16 protein-coding genes are annotated in these 18862 nt (G+C 64.6%); 4 read left to right on the top strand and 12 right to left on the bottom strand.

Going from position 1 to position 18862, the window contains the following annotated elements:
* The first annotated feature begins 10 nt into the window (after positions 1–10).
* The gene (locus ACFO0A_RS14415) at positions 11–3388 is read left to right on the top strand and encodes an amidohydrolase family protein (RefSeq protein WP_379539770.1); all 3378 of its coding nucleotides are present in this window, start codon (positions 11–13) and stop codon (positions 3386–3388) included.
* Here the strand turns inward: ACFO0A_RS14415 and ACFO0A_RS14420 are convergent.
* On the bottom strand, positions 3360–4133 hold the full coding sequence (locus ACFO0A_RS14420; protein ID WP_379539772.1) for an AraC family transcriptional regulator: 774 nt from the start codon (positions 4131–4133) through the stop codon (positions 3360–3362). The two genes, ACFO0A_RS14415 and ACFO0A_RS14420, sit on opposite strands and share 29 nt — an antisense overlap.
* 198 nt (positions 4134–4331) lie before the next feature.
* Here ACFO0A_RS14420 and ACFO0A_RS14425 point away from each other — a divergent pair, with 198 nt between their 5' ends.
* On the top strand, positions 4332–5159 hold the full coding sequence (locus tag ACFO0A_RS14425) for a ThuA domain-containing protein (protein ID WP_379539774.1): 828 nt from the start codon (positions 4332–4334) through the stop codon (positions 5157–5159).
* A 10-nt stretch (positions 5160–5169) separates the two neighbouring features.
* On the opposite strand, the gene ACFO0A_RS14430 is transcribed toward ACFO0A_RS14425, so the two are convergent.
* The 4 genes from ACFO0A_RS14430 to ACFO0A_RS14445 are packed head-to-tail and all read right to left on the bottom strand — an operon-like array spanning position 5170 to position 8130.
* Positions 5170–5928 (bottom strand): SDR family NAD(P)-dependent oxidoreductase, encoded by a 759-nt coding sequence (locus tag ACFO0A_RS14430; RefSeq protein WP_379539776.1) that lies wholly within the window; start codon positions 5926–5928, stop codon positions 5170–5172.
* A gap of 33 nt (positions 5929–5961) precedes the next feature.
* Positions 5962–6369, bottom strand: a complete 408-nt coding sequence (locus ACFO0A_RS14435) for a nuclear transport factor 2 family protein (RefSeq protein WP_379539778.1) — start codon at positions 6367–6369, stop codon at positions 5962–5964.
* Positions 6369–6725: a putative quinol monooxygenase gene (locus tag ACFO0A_RS14440; protein WP_379539779.1), complete on the bottom strand. Its 357-nt coding sequence runs from the start codon at positions 6723–6725 to the stop codon at positions 6369–6371. Before ACFO0A_RS14440 ends, ACFO0A_RS14435 begins: the two co-directional genes overlap by 1 nt.
* Positions 6726–6756: 31 nt before the next feature.
* Entirely contained in the window at positions 6757–8130 is a 1374-nt protein-coding gene (locus tag ACFO0A_RS14445) for an MFS transporter (protein ID WP_379539780.1), read from the bottom strand.
* 117 nt (positions 8131–8247) lie between these two features.
* Here ACFO0A_RS14445 and ACFO0A_RS14450 point away from each other — a divergent pair, with 117 nt between their 5' ends.
* On the top strand, positions 8248–9267 hold the full coding sequence (locus ACFO0A_RS14450; protein ID WP_379539781.1) for an NADP-dependent oxidoreductase: 1020 nt from the start codon (positions 8248–8250) through the stop codon (positions 9265–9267).
* On the opposite strand, the gene ACFO0A_RS14455 is transcribed toward ACFO0A_RS14450, so the two are convergent.
* From ACFO0A_RS14455 to ACFO0A_RS14485, 7 genes are all read right to left on the bottom strand, one after another.
* On the bottom strand, positions 9253–10926 hold the full coding sequence (locus ACFO0A_RS14455) for an FAD-binding protein (RefSeq protein ID WP_379539782.1): 1674 nt from the start codon (positions 10924–10926) through the stop codon (positions 9253–9255). The two genes, ACFO0A_RS14450 and ACFO0A_RS14455, sit on opposite strands and share 15 nt — an antisense overlap.
* Positions 10927–11015: 89 nt before the next feature.
* On the bottom strand, positions 11016–12359 hold the full coding sequence (locus tag ACFO0A_RS14460; RefSeq protein ID WP_379539783.1) for an aromatic ring-hydroxylating oxygenase subunit alpha: 1344 nt from the start codon (positions 12357–12359) through the stop codon (positions 11016–11018).
* A 44-nt stretch (positions 12360–12403) separates the two neighbouring features.
* Positions 12404–12961, bottom strand: coding sequence for a nuclear transport factor 2 family protein (locus ACFO0A_RS14465; RefSeq protein WP_379539784.1), 558 nt, complete (start codon positions 12959–12961; stop codon positions 12404–12406).
* A gap of 2 nt (positions 12962–12963) precedes the next feature.
* Entirely contained in the window at positions 12964–13473 is a 510-nt protein-coding gene (locus tag ACFO0A_RS14470; RefSeq protein ID WP_379539785.1) for a nuclear transport factor 2 family protein, read from the bottom strand.
* Positions 13470–13991 (bottom strand): nuclear transport factor 2 family protein, encoded by a 522-nt coding sequence (locus tag ACFO0A_RS14475; RefSeq protein WP_379539786.1) that lies wholly within the window; start codon positions 13989–13991, stop codon positions 13470–13472. Before ACFO0A_RS14475 ends, ACFO0A_RS14470 begins: the two co-directional genes overlap by 4 nt.
* 3 nt (positions 13992–13994) lie before the next feature.
* Positions 13995–15368 (bottom strand): aromatic ring-hydroxylating dioxygenase subunit alpha, encoded by a 1374-nt coding sequence (locus ACFO0A_RS14480; protein ID WP_379539787.1) that lies wholly within the window; start codon positions 15366–15368, stop codon positions 13995–13997.
* Positions 15369–15413: 45 nt separating this feature from the next.
* Positions 15414–17891, bottom strand: a complete 2478-nt coding sequence (locus ACFO0A_RS14485; protein ID WP_379539788.1) for a TonB-dependent receptor — start codon at positions 17889–17891, stop codon at positions 15414–15416.
* A gap of 175 nt (positions 17892–18066) precedes the next feature.
* Here ACFO0A_RS14485 and ACFO0A_RS14490 point away from each other — a divergent pair, with 175 nt between their 5' ends.
* On the top strand, positions 18067–18816 hold the full coding sequence (locus ACFO0A_RS14490) for a TetR/AcrR family transcriptional regulator (RefSeq protein WP_379539789.1): 750 nt from the start codon (positions 18067–18069) through the stop codon (positions 18814–18816).
* Positions 18817–18862: the final 46 nt, after the last annotated feature.

An 18862-nucleotide genomic window follows, 5' to 3' on the forward strand; every position in this document is an offset into this window, starting at 1 on the left:
TGCGCTGGCGATGAGTATCGGCCGAACCCCGGCTTTGATGCTTATCGCCGCGCTGGTCGGGGCAGCCCTGCCCGCCCACGCACAGGACGGGCTTGGCGAGCCACCAGCAGCGCAGCCCGACGGGCCAAAGGGAGAGCTTCCTCCTGCTGCCGCCGTACGCGACGGACCCGCGGAGCCCGCGCTCGGCATTTCGGGGATCCGGCCTGTCGCGCCGCAAGCAGCGGGGCACGTCCTGCCACTTGTCCCGACGCGCGAGTTCGCCTTCGCCACCGACGAAGGAACGTGGCTTCAGCTTGACCTGACGCCGGATAGCAGCACCATCGTCTTCGACCTGCTGGGCGACATCTACGCCATGCCGGCGACGGGCGGAGAGGCGCGCGCGCTGACGCGGGGGCTTGCGTTCGATACCCAGCCTGCGGTCTCACCCGACGGGCGAACGATCGCCTTCCTTTCGGACCGCTCGGGCGTGGAAAACGTCTGGATCATGCGCCTGGACGGCAGCGACGCCCGGCAGGTGACGTTTCGCGGAGACAATCCCGTCTTCGTTTCGCCAGCTTGGGCCGCTGACGGCAAGAGCCTGTTCGTATCGGAGTTCCGCCCCGACCGCGGTGCGTACCAATTGTGGCGCATGGGGACCGACGGTCAAACAACCTTGCTGGTCGCTAACCGGGCCGAGGGCGCGAGCGATGCCCCCACGGTGAGCGCGCTCGGTGCATCCGCTTCGGCGGACGGACGCTACCTGTACTATGCGCGCCACGAAGGCGGGCTCGACCTCGCTCGCCCCGAAGAATGGCGCATCGTTCGCCGGGAACTTGCGAACGGGGCCGAGACAACCTTGGTCAAGGCGGTGGGCGACATCAGGCTGGGCCCGGTTCAGACGAGCGCGTTCCGCCCGATACCCTCGCGCGACGGCCGCTGGCTCGCCTATGCGATGCGTCAGGGCGGCGAGACATTCCTGCATTTGCGCGACCTGCGGACCGATGCGGATCGCACGTTGCTCCGGCTCGATCCCGACGCCCTTCAAACTGCATCGTGGAGCGACCTTGCCCCGCGGTTCGCGTTCAGTCCCGACAGTCATTCGTTGTTCGTGCCGCAGGACGGCAAGATCAGGCGTGTCGACCTTGCGAGTGGCCGGATCAGCGACGTTCCGTTTCGGGCCGAGGTCCGGCTTCCGCTTGGACCACTGACCCGCTCGCAGACGCCGCTTGAAACCGGTCCCGTGCGCGCGCGGCTGATCATGGCGCCCGAGCCGTCGCCGGATGGTCGTTGGCTGGCTTTCTCGGCGCTGGCCCACGTTTACCTGATGCCCCTGGACGGAAGCGCACCGCCGCGGAGGATCGACAGGTCGCCCGGATCGGCGACCCATCCGGCATGGTCGGCGGACTCGCGCAAACTTCTGTTCGTCGACTGGGGCTCACCAGCCGGTGGAAACGTCTGGCAGTTCGACCTTGGCAGCAGGAAAGTGAGAAAGGTCAGCGACCGCCCCGCCTTCTATACGCATCCCGTGTTTGCGCCGGATGGCGGCATTCTCGCCGTGCGCTCGCCCACCACCGACCGCCTCGCCGGCTATGTCGAGTTCGGCCAGTTCCGCGATGCGGATCTGGTACGCTTCGATCCAAGGACGGGCGCGGCTCCGCTGGCCGCAGGCAAGATGGGCGGACGACCGCAGTTCGTGGCAGGCGATCCTGGCATTCTTCTCAACCGGCCCGATGGCGTTCACCGCGTCCTGAAACGCGGGCCTGACGCGCTGGTAGTCGGCGCCGAAGGACCGAACTGGTACTTCGCGGAAGGCCCTGCGAAAGCGGACGACCTTCGACTGAGTCCGGACGGGCATTGGGGCCTGGCGCTGATCGCCCAGCAGCTTCACCTGTTCGAGATGCCGCAGGCACAAGGCGCGGTCGTTACCCTCTCGCTGCCCCAAGTCCGCCACCGCCAGATAACGGCCGAGGGCGCGGATTACTTCGGCTGGGGCGCAGACGGAAAGTCTGTCTGGTGGTCGCTCGGATCGGACTTCTACAGGCGTCCCCTGGCCTCGATCACGCTTGAACCCGCAGACAGCATACCCGGCCCCGCTGACGCGCCGCCACCCGGCGCGGGCGGAGTTCGCGTGACCCAAGTATTGGTCGAAGCGCCCCGCGCCCACGCTCAGGGAACGCTCCTTCTGCGCGGTGCCACAGTGCTGACGATGGGAGCGGCCGGAACCCTCGCCAATGCCGATGTGCTGGTGCGCGACGGGCGCATCGCCGGGGTCGCGCCAACGGGACAGATCAAGCTGCCCGCCGGCGCCACCGCGCGCGATGCGCCGGGCAAGTTCATCGTTCCAGGCTTCGTGGATGCGCACGATCACGTCGCCGACATCCGCCGAGACGTGCTCGACCTCGCGCCCTGGGGGCCGGCCGCCAACCTTGCCTACGGAGTCACCACGGCCTTCGATCCGTCGACGCTGACGATAGACATGCTGGCCTACCAGGACCTGATCGATTCCGGGCAGATCATCGGCTCGCGCATTCTTTCGACCGGCCCGGCGATATTCTCGTTCAACGATTTCCGGTCGAAGGACGACGTGGTCGCCGTCCTGCTCCGTTATCGCGACCGTTATCGTCTCGGCAACGTGAAGCAGTATCGAACGGGCAGCCGGCAGGTTCGCCAATGGCTGGTCGAAGGCGCCCGGGAACTCGGCCTATCGCCGACCACCGAGGGCGCGCTTGCGGCCAAGCTGGACCTGACGCAAATCCTCGATGGCTACGGCGGAAACGAGCACGCCATGCCCCCTGCCGTGCTTCACCGCGATGTCGTGGAACTGCTCGCCCGGTCGGGAACAAGCTATGACCTGACGTTGCAGATCACCAACGGCGGGTGGCCCGCGCAGGACTATTTCATCGCGCGCGACGCGCCGCACAAAGATGCCAAGTACGCCCGCTTCGCGCCGCCCTCGTTTCGCGAGCAGAAGTTCCTGGAACGCACCTGGCACGATTTCGGCGAGTACCTGTTTCCACAGATTGCGGCCAGCGCGGCAAAAGTCGCGCGCGCCGGAGGGCTGTTGGCACTGGGCGCTCACGGTGAAGTGCCAGGCCTCGGGACGCACTGGGAGATGCAGGCCTACGCAATGGGCGGCTTGAGCGCAGAGGAAGTCCTTCGCGCCGCGACCATCGGCAGCGCGACGGCGATAGGGCGTGCTGGCGATTTGGGATCGATCGAGACCGGCAAGATCGCGGACCTCGTGATCCTCGACGCCGATCCGCGCATCGATATCGCCAATACCCTCAAGATCGCGGAGGTGATGAAGGACGGACAGCTGTTCGCGGGCGAGACCTTGGCCCCGTTGTGGCCCGTAGCAGGTCCGCCGCCTCGGTTCTGGTTCAGTCCTGCCCCGGAGCGAGGCCAATGAACGCGGAAGGCGCCATGCCGAAGATCCGATGAAACACGGCGCTGAACGCGCTGGGGCTTTCGTAGCCCACGTCATAGGCCACAGTCGTTACCGGCTGACCCTCCGCCAAACGCGAGATCGCCGCCATCAACCTTACCTGCTGGCGCCATGTCGCAAGCCCGGCACCCGTCTCCTCGCGGAAAGCACGGGTAAAGGTGCGCCGCCCCATCGCGGCAAGTGCGGCCCAGCCGTCGATGTCGCGCTGATCGGCGGGATTGTCGACCAGCGTCCGACAGACCCGCAGAAGACGGGGGTCGCTGGGCATGGCGAGCGCGCTGGGAAGCAGCGGCATCCGCCGGATTTCCGATAACAGAAGGCGTGCGATCTCTCCGTCCCGGCCCTCGAGATCGTAGTCGGGGTGGAAATGCCCGACCTCGAAGATCAGCGCGCGCACGAGGTCGGAAACCTCGAAAACACGGGCCTGCTGGGCCGACGTATCGAGCGCCGGATCGATATAGAGCGTGTAGGAAGCCACAGCGTTGCGGCAGTGGACCTCATGAACCGTGCCCGCTGGCAGCCAGATCGCGCGGCGCGGGGGGAGGATGAAGCTGTTGGCCGCCGAGATGACCGTCATCACCCCCTTCTCGCAATATGTAAGCTGCGCGCGCTGATGGGCATGGGGAGGATCGACAAACCCGGCCGGATAGCTGTCGTCGAACCCCATCACGGGCCGGGTCTCCAGCGGATAATCCGACGAATGCTTCACGCGGGCGGTCCAGATATCTGATCGAAGGCCGGGGCCGGCCTGGCAGCAACTTATCCAGCAAGCTTCTTTCGCTCGACACTTATCTGGATACGCGGACGGTTATGGCGAACAACCATGGCAACTGTGACAATTGTGCCGACGCCCGACCGCCCTAGACTGTCGGAAAGCCCTCCCTCCTTTTCTCCGGAAGCTCAAGCGATGCCGACTATCGACTACAATGCCGAACTCAACGTCGTCGTCGCCGTGCGTGGCCACCCGTTTGATCGCAACGCGCTGGCCAGCATGTTCGAGGCAATGGAGCGGATCGCCTTCACCTTCGTCGACCAGCCCCTGGCTGCGCGGATCATGGACCCCGACCTGCTCGACGGTTTCGACGCACTGTGTCTTTACGACATGCCCGGCATAGACTTTTCAGCGACCGAGGACCGTCCGCGGCACGTGGCGCCCGATCCACGGATTGTCGCCGGGTTCGAACGTTTGCTCGAAGCGGGAAAGGGCATTGTCGCACTTCACCATGCGCTGGCCGGGTGGCCTGCATGGCCCGAGTATGCTGAGGCGCTGGGAGGTCGGTTCCTGTACAAGCCAGGCTCGCTGCGCGGCTCCGGGCGCCCGGACTCCGGCTATCGCCACAACGTGAAGTACGACGCCGTGGTTCTCGATCCCGCGCACCCCGTGATGGCGGGAATCCCGCCGCGCTTCGCGATGGAGGATGAACTTTACCTCGCCGAAGTCTTCGAGGATTCGATCGTTCCGCTCCTGCGCGCCGATCACAACTTCGTGGCGGAGAATTTTCATTCCACCTCCGCGGCGATGGAGGGGCGCATGTTCACCAACGAGGGCTGGAATCACGCCGACGGAAGCGACTGCATCGGCTGGGTCAAGCGCGCCGGCAACAGCCCGCTCGTCTATCTCCAGCCGGGCGACGATCATCTGACCTACGACAATCCGGTTTACCGCCGGCTGGTCGAAAACGCGGTGCGCTGGGTCGCCTCGCCCGCGGCCCATGCCTGGGCGCGGGCGGGCTGAAACTCGAGATCTAGAACTGCACCCGCTTGGTATAGCCGCCGTCGACGATCAGGTTGGTGCCGGTGATCCATTCCGCGGCCGGGCTGGCGAGGAACACCATGGCGCGGGCAACGTCTTCGGCCGTGCCCAGCCGCTTCAGCGCGCATGCCTGCTCGAATGAGGCGTACATGTCGGGCGCGCCCTTCTTCACGTCGTCCCAGTTGCCGCCCTCGAACCACACCGGTCCGGGCGAAACGGTGTTGACCCTGATGCCTTTGGGACCCCAAGCCTGGCTCAACTGCGCCGAATAGGTGATCAGCGCGGCTTTGATGGAATTGAATGCCTGCGGAGCGATGAACGTCTCCGTCGCGGCGATGCTGGACATGATGACGATCGCGGCGTGCTTCGACTTTTCGAGGTAGGGCGCCATCGCCTCGCACCCGCGGACAGACCCGAGGACATCCATCTTGTAGCAGGCGTCCCAATCACCTGCGAGCTTCGAACCCGAGGCGCTGGCGGAAGGAATGAAGATATCGCAGCCACCCAGTTCATCGGCGATGCTGGTAAGCAGCGCGGGATAGCCTTCTATGTCGGTGAGGTCGCCCTGCCGCGCGACCACCTTGCCGCAATGTCTGACGTAACTGGCCCGCGCCTCCTCGACCTGCGCGGCATCGCGCGAAAAGAAGCCGACGTCGGCCCCCTCGGCGGCGAACATCTCGAGAGCGGCCCGCCCAGTGCCCCGGCTACCTCCAGTGAGGATGACCTTGAGGCCCTTCAGTTTCAAATCCATTCGATCAATGCTCCGGTTTGAAGTGGACCGCGATCAGCGGACCTGGAGAACGGCATAGCTGCGCGATACGAAACGCCACGCCCCGTCGGCATCGCGGCGCAGCGTGTCGTCGTATCGACCGGATACCAGGCGCTCGGTGCCGTCGGCACCCTTGAGCATCTCGAGCATGTACGAGCGTGACTGGCATTTGTCCCCGTCGACCGCGACCGAACCATGCGCGACGTACATCGCCGCCGCGTCGAAGCCCTGCATGAGCTTGACCCACAAGTCGCGGATGGCGGCTCGGCCGCTCGCGCGGTGCTCGCCCACCGCCCACTCGGCATCCTCGGCCCAACACTCCGCCCAGTCGTCCGCGTCCTTGCGGAAGACAGCATCGTTGTAGCTTTCGATCCGTTCCCGAACGGCCAACCGGTCCTCGACCGAGCCGCTGAACCCGCGCATCAGGCCGTGGCCGCCGCGGTCTGGAAGTCGGCGCGAGGCCGACCCTCCTCGTCGTAAACCGTCGCCACGGCATCGCAACGGTACTTGCGTACGCTCGATCCGGTGAGCCCGTACTTGCCGAGGTGGTCGCGCATCGAAGTATAGCTTTCGTCGCGGAAGTGACCCGCGAGAGCCGCCTCGTCGCGCCATTCCTCGTAAACATGAACACGGCCCGGGACGAGCGGGTCGAGCGCCCAGTTGTATGCGACGCAGCCGTCTTCCCGGCGCGAGGCCTCGATATAAGGCTTGCCATCCTCGATGGCGGCCTTGGCACGGGCGGGGTCGAAGTCGATGGTTCCGGCGATCAGGATGGGCATGACGATCCTTTCTGGTCAGGTTGTGTGGAAATCAGGTCGTGAGGGGCTCGCGGCGCGGCCCGAGGGTCAACAGCGAGGTAAGGGCGATTGCGATGCCGGCCGCGAGGACGAGAAACGGCAAGCGGAACGAGTCGGCGGTGGGATCACCGCTGGAGGTGTCGAGCAGAAGCATCGTCACACTCGCGCCAAGGCCGGTGCCGACCTGTTGCGCCGTGAACAGCACCGCACTGCCGACCCCTTGCTCGGCGGGCGCCAGCGGTGACGTGGCCGCCTGCATCAGGACTATGAATGTCGTTACGCTGCCAAGCGCGCAGATGACGAGCGCGGGCGCAACGCTGAGCGCGTACGGCTGACCCATCGTCGCGGCTAGCCAGAGGAATCCGGTGAGGTTGAGGAGCGCAGCACCGATCGCCGCTGTACGGACGGAGAACCGCGCCAGCAGTGTCGGCGCCATGTGTCCCGCTGCGATCACTGCCAGGGCGTAAGGCATCGCACCAAGCCCTGCGGACGCGGCGCTGAAACCCAAGACCCGCTGCATGTATAGCTGCGAAAGGACCATCAGCCCGCCGACCCCGCCCAGGAACAGCAGAAGCATCCAGGCGGCGAGACCGAAAAGCGGCCGGCTGAACAAGCTCGGCGGCACAAGCGGCACCGAGACGCGCCGCTCGATCATCGCGAAGGCCATGCCGGCAATGGCCGACCCGCCCAGCATGCCGAGCGCGAGCGGCGTGGGCCCCACCTTGCCCAGCATCACGACCGAGCTGACGAAAAGCACCAATGCCGTGGTGAGAGTGACTGCTCCGCCGATATCGACCGGTTCTTTCGCAAGCACAGGCGCTTTCGGAACGAACCGCAGGGCCATGACAAGAGCGATCGCCAGGAGCGGGACGTTGACGAGGAACACCGCGCGCCAGCCGAATGCGCTTACGATCCAGCCCCCGCACAGCAAGCCAAGAATAAGCGAAGCGCCCTGGGTGATACCGAACACGCCGAGCGCACGGTGCCGCACCGGACCATCGGGCAGGAATGCGGTGAGCAGAGAGAACGCGGCGGGAGAAAGCAGCGCCACCGCGAGCGCCTGCATCGTTCGGGCCAGGAGGACGAAGGCGAAGGACGGTGCAAGGCCGGCGCCGATCGAACCGGCGCTGAACATCAGGATGCCGAGAACCAGGGCGCGACGATGACCGAATCGATCGACCAGCTTGCCGCCGATGATGAGCGTGCCAGCAAGCACGAGAGTGTTGGCGGTCACGATCCACGACAGCAGCGCGGGACCGACGCCGAGGTCGCGCCCGATCGACGGGATCGCGATGCTCACGATTGCAAAGTCGGCGGTCAGGACGAGTTTGACCAACGCCATCAAAGCAATGATGCGGTTATGGCGGGACGCTTCGCTGACAGCCATTCTTCTCTCCCGAGAAACTTGGTCGCGTTTGCGATTCCAAGAAGATGCCATGCGTTATAGAATTACTCTGGACAGGGCAACGACGATCGCGGAAGAGCGGGATCAAAGGAGCAAGAGATGCCCACGAACCGCAGATTCATCCTCGAACGCCGCCCCAATGGGGTTCCCGCCGCCGCCGATTTTCGCCTTTCGGAAGAAAGCGTTCCCGAGCCCGGCGAAGGTGAATTCGTGATCCGCAACATCTACGCCTCGCTCGATCCGGCGATGCGCGGGTGGCTGGACGACGCGCCATCGTACATGCCGCCCGTTCCGCTGGGCGAAGCGGTGCGCGCCAGCACCGTGGGCAAGGTGGTCGCCTCGAAAAGCGCCGACTTCCCGGTCGGCACCTGGGTAAGCGGGCTCGGCGCCATCGAGGAATACTCGCTGTCGCGCGAAGGTGGTTTTACGCGCGCGATCGACGTTTCGTCGGTTCCTTCGCCGTCCAACTACCTTTCCGTCCTCGGTGCGGTCGGGCTGACCGCCTATTTCGGCGTAGTCGACGTCCTCGCGCCCAAAGCCGGGCAGACGATGCTGGTTTCGGGTGCCGCGGGCGCGGTTGGATCGCTGGTCGGGCAGATCGGCAAGATCCACGGGTGCCGCACGATCGGCATCGCCGGAGGCCCCGACAAGGTGCGGCGCCTTACCGAGGATTACGGCTACGACGTGGGCATCGACTATCGCGGCAAGGACCGCGCCGCCATAGAGGCCGAGATCCGGACAGCAGCCCCGGGGGGCGTCGACCTCGTCTTCGAGAATGTCGGCGGGGATATCTTGGATGCCACGCTGGACTGCCTTGCCGACCGCGCGGTGATCGCGCTGTGCGGACTGATCAGCGAATACAACAGCGTCGAAAAGGTTGGCGCGCGCAACATCTGGCAGCTCATCGTCCACCGCGCCATGATCCGCGGGTTCCTGGTGTCGGATTACCTGCCGCGTTTTGCCGAAGGCGTAACGGCCCTTGCCGGCTGGATGGGCGAAGGCAAGCTGCGCTTCGACGAGCATATCGATCGCGGGATCGAGAACGCGCTGCCTGCCTTCCTGCGCCTGTTCGAGGGTACGAACGAAGGCAAGATGATCCTCCAGCTAGGCGAGCCCTGAGCCGCCCTCCTGTTCGATCGGCGCGTTGAGCCGGCGGCTCGCCGCATTGCGCGCGGCGATGAAGCCGAACGTCGCCGCTGAACCGATGGTGGCGCCTGCCCCGGGGTAGGTCTTGCCGAACGGCGATCCGCTCCCGTTCCCGGCCGCATAAAGGCCCGGGATGGGCTTTTCGGCCAGGTCGAGCACGCGCCCCGCGGCGTCGGTCTTTACCCCGCCGTTGGTGCCGAGATCGCCAGGGCGCAGGACTGCGGCCCAGAATGGGGGCTTGTCGATCGCCCCGAGACTGGGGTTGGGCTTGTGCGCCGGATCGGCCCAGTAACGGTCATATGCCGTGTCGCCGCGGTGGAAGTCCAGGTCTCGCCCACTCCTGGCAAAGCCGTTGAAACGGTCCACCGACGCCGCAAGCGTGTCCGGATCGAGCCCGCACTCGGTCGCCAGACCACGGATCGTTTCTGAGCGCTTGAGCGTTCCGTGGGCCATCATCGCCTGACGCGCAGCCGGCGGAGAAATGTCGGGGAAGATGTGACGGGACAGGAAACGTTCGTCCATGATCAGCCAGTGACGATGCTCGGCGGCGCCGTGCTCTCGCATGATGCGGCCCGTCGCCATGTAGGATCGCGCCTCGTTCATGTAGCGGCGGCCGTTCTGGTCGACGACCATGCTCCCCGGCAAGGCGCGAAGCCCCAGAGCCAGGGCCTTGCGGTCGGGTCCGACCTCGACCGTGGGCATCCACCAGCAATCGTCGAGCAATTCGGTATCCGCACCGATGGCCCGGGCGGCAATCAGCGCATCGCCCTGATCCCCGGGAGCGGCGTTGCTCCAGGTCTCGGAAAATCCTTGCAGTTCGCGGCGCAGGGCCGGATTCTGGGCATAGCCGCCCGCCGCAAGAAGGACCCCCGCAGGAGCCTTCAAGGTCTCGCGGCGGCCCTCATGTTCGACGACGACGCCTTCAACGGCACCGCGCTTCACATCGAGTTCGACAAGGCCGGTCGAAAGCCGGACAGGAATGCCCAGCCGGTCGACGATCAGCATCAATGAGGCGACCAGACCCCGTCCCGAACCCAGCGGCTTGCGCCCTAACATCTTGTCGAAATAGTGCCGCAGCATGATCCGTGACCCGGCCATCGCCGGGCCGATCCCGGTCTTGGCGAGAACCGCCGGCCCAAATTTGTCGCTGGTAAGCGCGGGCAGATCCAGTTCGGCGGCGCGCAAAGTGGCGAGCCTTGCGCCCAGACGATTGCCATCCAGCGGAGCCGCTTCGAGAGTGCGGCCGAAGCCAGCGCCTTCGGCCTGGGGGTAGTAATCCGGGTGATCGCGATTGCGGACCCACGTGATCCCCTCGCCTGCCAGCATTCGCGCCATGACCGGGGCGTTATCGAGGAAGGCTTCCGCCTTTGCGCGCTCGCGCGCGCTTGCGTCGGAACCGACAAGACCGGTGACATAGGCGCGGGACCTTTCAGCGGGATCGTCCACCCCTTCTGCCGTCATCGCGTCGTTGGCGGGAATCCACAGGACGCCGCCGGAAAGGGCGGTCGTGCCACCCCAGCGGTCAGCCTTTTCGATAATCAGCGGGCGCAGGCCTGCGAGCCGCGCCGTGATCGCGCCGACAAGGCCGGCAGCGCCGCTGCCGACCACGATGAAGTCGTAGTCCCCGTCCATTTTTGCTGCCCCTTCGCGGCGCTGTATCATTTCCCGCCGACGCAACCGCGCCGGCGGGATCATCAGTTCTTATTGCCGATGGTCGTGGCCTAGTCGGCCATCCATTTTTCCAGATTTTCGTGGAAGTAGCGGACACGGCGCTCCTGCCATGCCAAGTAATCGCGCTTGTAGCCGCGCGAATGCAGGCCGCGCTGCTGCAAGCCCCAGATCGACACGTCCTGGTCGATCCCCGGCCCCATCGAGACCTCGTCGACCTTGCCCTGCACGTGCGGTGCGGGAACCGACACATCGACCCACTCGGCCATGCTCTGCGAGTAGTACCGTTCAGTCCCCTCGGGGAAGAGCGTCATGTACCACATGTCGAAATAGCACTTCTCAGGGTCGCTCTCGTGCGGGCGCGCGCGCAGCCAGATGTTGCCATCGGGCTTGAGGCTGAACGAGAGGTTCGGGAAGATCGTGTAGTGCCAGTGATCGGTCAGCTGGTCGTCGTGATAGGTCGAGAAGTCGAAGCCCTTCTCAGCACCCTTCTCGCGCTTTGCCTGCTGCAATGCCTTGCGGATTTCGCGCGTCTTGCCGCCGCGGAACTGCTCGGGATCAAGCCCCCAGAACTTCAGTTCCTCGGCAAGGTAGGAAAGCGTTTCGTTCTCGCCGCCGCGCAGTTGCTGCGTCGGACCCGCGCCAGGCATGAACATCCGCGCATGGCCTTCGGGATAGAGGTCGAACTGGCAGAAGCTGTGCGAGTACTCCATCACGAACTTTGTCTGCGGGTGAACGAAGGGGACGTGATAGCTTTCGTTGAAGTTGTCCTGGATCAGCTTCCAGTTGAAGTCGCCTTCGACCGTGACCCAGTGCGTACGGACCATCTTGTCCATCGGGTAAGTGTCGATCTGGTCGGCGATCGGTCCCATGAACTGGCGCAGCGGAACCGCGTCATCATCCATGTTGATCCAGACGAACCCCGCCCAGAGTTCGCATTTCACTTCGACCATGTTGAGCTTGCCGCACGGCGAGCCCTGGATGAAGTCGGCCTCGTCGGGAACAGTCTTGAGCTTGCCGGCAAGATCGTAGGCCCAGCCATGATAGGGGCAGACCAAGCGCTTGGAATTGCCCTGCTCTCCCTCGACGACCGGCATCCCGCGGTGCTGGCACACGTTGTAGAAGGCGCGCACAGCGCCGTCGTCTCCGCGAACGCAAACGATCGTCTCCGGACCGAAGTCGGCGGTCAACCAATCCCCCTTGTTGGGGATCTGCGCCTGCGTTCCGGCGATCTGCCAGGTCCGCGTCCAGATCCGGTCCCATTCGCGATCGGCCCATTCCTTGGAGAAGTAGCGGTCGGGCGAGATCGGAGTGTTGCGGAATTCAGGATCCGCAAGTTTCGACATGTCCGCCAGTTTCCGATCCTGAGCGGGCGGTGGAGTGATCACTGTGGCCATTGTCTTGGGTTCCTGTTGGGGTGGAGGGAAGGGACGGTGGCGGCTCAGCCGAGCCACGCTCCGCCGGCGAAGTGGCGGTATGATGCGTCTGATGTGCCGCGCGTGCCAAAGGCATAGCCATTGGGCTGATCGCGGTTCCACATGTCGGTTGCCGGAACCGCGCTGCTCCAGTCGTAAACCGCGCCGCGGTGGGCGATGCGCCATTCGCCGTTGCGCCTCTCGAACCGGTCGAGATAGCGGCCTGCCGCGATCATGAAGGTGTCCGCACCTTCGGCGCCCGGCAAGGCGTGGTGGGCGATGAAATAGCTCTCACCATGGGCGACGTCGCCGTCGAGCTCGATCAGGATATTGCCGACGACATGCTGCGTACGCCGCATGCCCGCCAGGACGTCCATCACCCAGGGGATGAAGTCGCGGGCCGTCCCCTTGAAGCCACCGTGATCGTCGGTTGCATCGGGATGAAACACGGCACGGACCAGATCGGCATCGCAGCGGTCGATCGCCCGGGCCAACTTGTGGACGAGTTCGATGCAGTCCTGCTTGTCGAGCATCCGCGCGACGCGCGGGTCAAGTGCGGTGGCAGGTTCGCGTTCCGTTATCATCCTCAGGCTCCCGTGTAGCTCGGGTCGTCGGGAGCCCTCGCGCCGCGGCGCTGCAGACCTCCGTAGAGCGGCCCATCCCATTGTGCGGTCGACGGCCCGTTGCGGCTCCAGTCGAGAACATAGCGGCGGTGCGTTATGCGCCATTCGTCGCCGCGCTTTTCGAGCCTGTCGAGGTAGCGACCACCGACTTCCATCTCTTGCGGGCCGTCGTTTCCTTCGACCTCGTGGTAAGCCCGGCAATAGGTTTCTGCCTCGGCGGCCGCGCCGTCAACCGTGATCAGCATGTTGCCGATGAAGTGCTGGGTACGCAGCATCGTGCCCAACCCCTTGACGACCTCGCCCGACCAATCGCCCGCATCGACCGTCCCGCTGCCGTAATCCGCCTGTGCGCCCGGCCACCAGACCGAGCGAAGAACAGCCTCGTCGCAGCGATCTATCCCCCGCGTGTAACGGCACAGGACGTCCTGAATCGCGAGCCGATCGGCTACTTCCTCAAGGCGAACGATACTCATCGCGTCCGCATCTCCTCGCGGCGGCAACTGAGGTCATAGGGAGCCCGCGCCCCCATCGGGAAGCCGGGCTGCAGCCGGAGAAGATCGTCGGCAGCCGGCTCGGTCCGCACCCAGTCGACCAGTTCGCTGCGGTGGGCGATCTTCCAGGTTCCCGCCCTGCGCTCGTAGCGGTCGACATAGCGGCCTGCCACGAACAGGTCTTGCGGCGCCCCGCCCTCGCCCGTTACTCGGTGGAACGCCTGAAAATAGACCTCGCCGAACGCGGTGTCGGTGCCTTCGAAATCGATCCGGACCTGCCCGATCATGTGGTGGTTCGAAGCATGCGGCGTCAGGACGCCTTGGGCGAAGGCGACGAAACCGTCTGCATCGCCGCGATACCCCTCGCCGTAATCGGTCGTCGCATCGTCGTGGAATACCGAGCGGTGGAGGACGGGATCGAGCCGGTCCTGCCCGCGCATGTAGTCGCACAGCAGGTCGTAGATCGCATGCCAGGATTCGAGACGATCGATCCGATCCACCGGTCAGGCCCTGGCCAGATATTGGTCAAGGGTCTGATGGAAGCGGCGAATCCTGGCTTCTTGGTAGTTGCCCAGGGTCTGCCCCCGCTTCGCCGAGGCCTGAAACCCACGATACTGCATCTCGAGGTTATCGGTGTCCTGGTCGTAAACCCCGCCAAGCCCCGGGTCCATGCCCGGCGCCTCGGCATAGGATTGATCGGCGCGCAGCGGGATCGGATCGGGCGGGTAATCGAGCGGCGTGCCCGGCGGCACCAACTTCAGGAATACGAGGTCGAACATCGTTCGGCCGGTATCGGTCCCGATGGGCCTGAAGCGGTAGATCATGGGCAGCGACACGCCGGGAAACAAACACATGTTGGGGAACAGGTGGTACTCGATCGAATCGAGCATCTCGCTGTCGGAATATGCATCCAGCGACACACCCGTGTCGGCGCTAATCTTCTGCCGCAGATGGTCCGCGGCGACGGAGCGGGCAGTGCCCCCTTCAGGCACGACCCCGCCCTCGACCCGCATCTTGTCGAGAATCTCCTGCTCGGTCTGCGGTTCGGTATAGTGCGGGCTGGGCGTTCCGATCGTGTGGACGAAACGCGTCACGTGATCGCTGAAGATGTCGTACTGAGCGTTCGCGTCGCCTGCCGTCGCCAGTCCTTGGGCGTGCGTTTCATAGACGTGGTACGCCTCGAGGAAAGCCTCCTGCGCCGCCTTCCAGTTGGTCGGTAGTTCCTTTTGCAGGTGCAGCGAAATTCGCCGGTTGGCGAGATCCCAGCGGCCGGAGAAGTGCTCTGCGAGCGGGCCAAGCTGGTCGGCCAGCGGCGCCGCGCCCGGATCCATGTTGATGAACACGAAGCCGCCCCAGGTCTCGACCCGCACTTCAGGAAGATGGTACTTCTCGTCGGTGACGTGGGGAAAATCCCAGCGGCACGGCACATTCTTCAGCGCCCCGTCGAGGCCCCAGCTCCAGCCGTGGAACGGGCATCGCAATTCAACCGCGCTTCCAGAGGTATCCGAACGCTTCAGCTGCGTTCCGCGGTGGAGGCAGGCGTTCGGAAACGCCTTGATCTCACCTTCCTCGGTGCGGGTGATGAGGACAGAAAAACGCCCGACGTCGTAAGTGATGTAATCGCCCGGCTCGGGGATGTGTTCTTCGCGGCACGCCCACTGCCACGTCCGCGACCACATCCGGTCCATTTCGAGGGCCATGATCTCGGGCGAGATATAGCCGTCGTAGCCGATGTCCTCGTCGCCCGCGTATTCATAGGCTTCGGCGACAAGTGCGGGAGGCACATCCCAGCCGTCGGCTAGGATGATGTCCCTGGTGCTGGGACCAGGGCACCGGGCCTGTCCGGGGGGCGGCATTTGGGGATCTTCGAGTGCCATCAGATGTCCTCTCTCTTCCCCCCGCCGCCCCGCGCGGCCGTTACGTCAGTATTTCACCGTGAGTTGGAGACGCACCGTCCGCGGCAGGGTGCCGTAGCCGATGATGTCGCCGGGCTTGCCCGCCGCAGTGCCGGTTCCGCTGCCAGTCAGCGGCGCGGTGCCGCCACCGGTGAAGTAGAACTTGTTGGTCAGGTTCTTGCCCAGCACGGCCACTTGCCAGCGATCGTCGGCAGCGCCGAAGCGCAGGCCGGCATCAAGAACTGCATACGATTCCTGCCGGGTGCGAGGATCACCGAAGCCCGAGCCGAGGTACGAACCGCTATAGCGCATATCCACGTTTCCGCCGACCTTCAGCCCGTTGCCGGTCTCGGTATCGTAGGAGACGCCGGCGGTCGCAGTCCACTTGGGCGCAACCGCGGTTTCCACGCCGCTCAGGTCCTGCAGCGGCACGCCGGCCCCGTTGTTGAGCGAGCAGCCTTCAGCAGGCGTCTCACCCGAATAGCACGGCGCGAGGAAGTTGATGTAGCGCGACCGGTTGTAGTTCAGCGATCCATGCAGCGAGAGGCCCTCGACCGCCCGCGGCGCGAATTCCACCTCGAGCTCGGCGCCCTTCGACCGAGCGCTACCTGCGTTGTAGGTCACGTAAGCGAAGATCTGCGAGTTGAAGTAGTCGATCTGCAGGTTCGTGTACTTGAAGCTGTAGAGCGCCAGGTTCGCGCGAAGCTGGTGATCGAAGGATGTGGTCTTGATCCCGGCCTCGAACCCGCGGCCCTTCTCGGGCTGGAAGGCAAGGTCGCGCGCCGGGTTCGGCGCCAGGGCCGAGTTGATCGCGCTGTTCGAGAAGCCACCCGACTTGTAGGCAGTCTTGTACCCGCCATAGATCATCACGCCAGGTGTCGGCTTCCAGCTGATCGTCGCGTCAGGCGACCAGTCGTTGAACGTCTGGTTGCCGTAAAGCGTGCCGTTCACTGCCGCGCTCTGCGGCTTGAAGATGCCGGTCAGGCCGGGATTGACGTAAGGCTGGGTGAAGAAGCTGTCCTTGGTCTCGTGCGTGTAACGGGCACCTGCCGTCACTTCGACGGTCGGGATCAGCTTCCAGATGACCTGACCGAAGGCCGAGAGCGTCTCGCCATCCGTCGCCGAAACCTTGGAATAGGCGACGTAACGGTTTTCCGGCGTCGCTGCCGAGTTCTCGAGGCCGGCGAACATCACCGCCTGGAAGAAGTCGCGCTTCGTCTTCTGGTAGAGCCCGCCCAGCATCACGTTGACCGGCGAGTCGAAGCTGGTGAGAGCACGCAGCTCCTCGCTGAACGAGTGGTAGGTCGAATTCTCGGTGGCCCACACCGCGCCGGCGAGAAAGTCGCAGTCGCAGGTGAACTTGTTGTTGTTCCAGTTGTAGTTGGTGATCGACGTCAGCGTCACGTTGTCGAGCGCGTAATTGATCGTCCCCGTGCCCTGATAGGACTTGTAGAGGTTGTACAGCTCGCCATTGTCGCGGGCGTAGGGATAGACCTTGGCGATATCGACCGGAAGATTGTTCTGGTGGATATCGAAACCGCCATTGCAGGCGATATTCGGGTTGAAGAGGGTCACACCGTTTTGCGACGGGCAGGTGACGGCCGAATAGTTCCAGCCGTTGCCTGCGGTCTCGTTGTACGATCCCGACCCCTTGATGGTGACGGTCAGGCGGTCGTCGGGCTCGAACTTGAGCGTCGCACGACCGATAAGCTCGCGCTCTTGCGGCTGATTGCGCGCTGCCGGCAAGCCGGTGTGCGGGTACCTGGCGCCGGTCGCCACGTCGAGCGTGGGGTAATTCGTGGGGTCGGCGGAGTTCTTGTAATAGCCGTCCCACATCTTCGATCCGCGGACCGCGATCCGCAAACCGACGGTGTCGCTGAGCGGACCCGAAGCGATTGCTTCGCCGTAAAGCTGCTTGGCCCCGAATTCGTATCCGATCCGGCCGATGTACTCGCGGCTCTTGCCCGGATCGTTGGTGGTGAGCGAAATCACGCCGGCGGTCGCGTTCTTGCCGAAGAACAGCGCCTGCGGGCCCTTCAGGATTTCCACCCGGCCGAGGTCGAAGAAGCCCTCGTTGATGATCCGGCCCTGGCCGTAATAAACACTGTCGACCACGATCGCGACCGACTGCTCGATGCCGATCGAAGTGGCCGACGAACCGATGCCGCGAAGGGTAAGCTGCGCGCCGGCGCCATTGGAGGCGCGCGCGACGGTGAACTGGGGGGTCGCCGCAGCGATCTTTTCAAGGCTGGTCAGGTCGCGCTGCTGCACCTGTTCGGCGCTGATCGCCTGAACGGCCACTGGCACGTCCTGCACGCTTTCATTGCGGCGACGCGCTGTCACGACGATATCGGTCAGGCCGCCCGTCTCAGCCTCAGCGGCGGGGGTGGTGACGGTTGTGTCGGCCGACTGATCCTGCGCCAGTGCCGGCGAAGCGAAGGCGATGGCGGCGACCGCCGTACCAGCCAGACATGCACCACGCGTGGACGCTACGAAATACCTCATGGAACCCCCTCCTGGATTCGCCAGACGAATCGGCCTTTGCCGTCGCCACGCCGCTCTTCGCTGACGTGGGATAACGTGTATCAACTTTGAGCACGTTGACAACACATTTTGCACACCGTGCGATGTTCTGTCGCGTCTGGACATTGGGCGCGGAGACCGGCAAGACTTCCTGCCTATGCCAAATTCAGAGCGAGCCAGCGTTCTCGACGCTCATCCCGACAAGCCGCTGCTCTATTCCAGTCCGCTGATTCTCGACCGCCGGCGCCGCCTCCTGCGCGAGGCACGGCACATGATCGCGGAAGGCGGGATCGAGAATTTCAGCGTCCGCAAGCTGTGCCAGCGCGCGGAAGTCGCCCAACGCACGCTTTACAACGCCTTCCATAACAAGGATCGGGTCATCGCACTTGCGATCCGCGAGGCCTACGATGATTTCAATGCCTATGTCCGTTATCGGACCGACGAGAACACGCTGAGTGGAATGCTCGACCGGACGATCGCGATCAACCGCCGCAACTTCCGCGTGCGCAACTACACCCGGGCGGTCACGGCGATCTATTTCGGACCCAACACCCCGCGTGACGTGTGGGAAACCCTGCGCGACATGTCGGTCAAGAGCATCCACGAATGGCTGGTGGTCATGAAAGGGCGCGGCGAGCTGCAGTCGTGGGTCAGTATCGATCACTTCGCCACGACCATGGCGAACCTGCAGTATTCGGTGATCAACGACTGGGGTCTGGGCCGGCTGAAGGACGAGGAATATCTCCCGCGCCTCGCCGAAAGCATGCTCTTGCTGGTGATCGGCGCGGTCCGCGGTGCGGTGCGCGAGGAAGCGCGCCAGTTCCTTGTGGACTTGCGGACCAACGGCCAGTTGCCCACGTTCCCGAACGCGACCTGGCTACCCCCCGTCAGCGAAGCCGTGGACTAGCGCCTTGGCCCCGACAGCCCATCAGGGCTGCGGGGGGCTTGCACAA

It is taken from the genome of Novosphingobium tardum, assembly GCF_042652045.1.
Classification (GTDB): Bacteria; Pseudomonadota; Alphaproteobacteria; order Sphingomonadales; family Sphingomonadaceae; genus Novosphingobium; species Novosphingobium tardum.